This is a genomic window from Aeromonas sobria (assembly GCF_050266975.1).
In the GTDB taxonomy this organism is placed as follows: Bacteria; Pseudomonadota; Gammaproteobacteria; order Enterobacterales; family Aeromonadaceae; genus Aeromonas; species Aeromonas sobria_B.
Window position 1 is genome coordinate 1 of record NZ_JBKISU010000117.1, and the last position, 376, is coordinate 376.

At 62.2% G+C, this 376-nt stretch carries 1 protein-coding gene; it reads right to left on the minus strand.

Annotated elements, in window-relative coordinates:
* On the minus strand, nt 1-376 hold a 376-nt coding region (locus ACLHZ1_RS20690), incomplete at both ends, for a transposase (RefSeq protein ID WP_427263550.1).

Consider the following 376-nt stretch of genomic DNA (forward strand, 5'->3'; position numbering starts at 1 on the left):
CTCGCCGTGTATCCCTTCAGGCTCGCCGCCATCTTCACCATCTGGCTACGCAGCAGGTTATAGGCCAGCAGCACACCCCACAGCTCTTGCCGTATCCCCGTCGCCTTCTTGCTGCGCAGGGTCAGTCTGTGCTGCTGCAGGCTGTGTTTCATCTCCCGATACCCCAGCTCGATTTCCCAGCGATGGCCATACAGCTCCACGATGTCAGCCCCCGGGAAGCGCATCGGGTCGACCATCGAGGTCAGCACTTGCCGCTCCTTGCCGTTGATAGTGCGCGTCAGCAAGCGGGCTTCTATTGCCTCTGGCAACTGCGGCCACTTCTTCCTCGCCTGCGGACTGGTCTTGAGCTGCACCAGCGCATCCTGGCGCCCCAGCT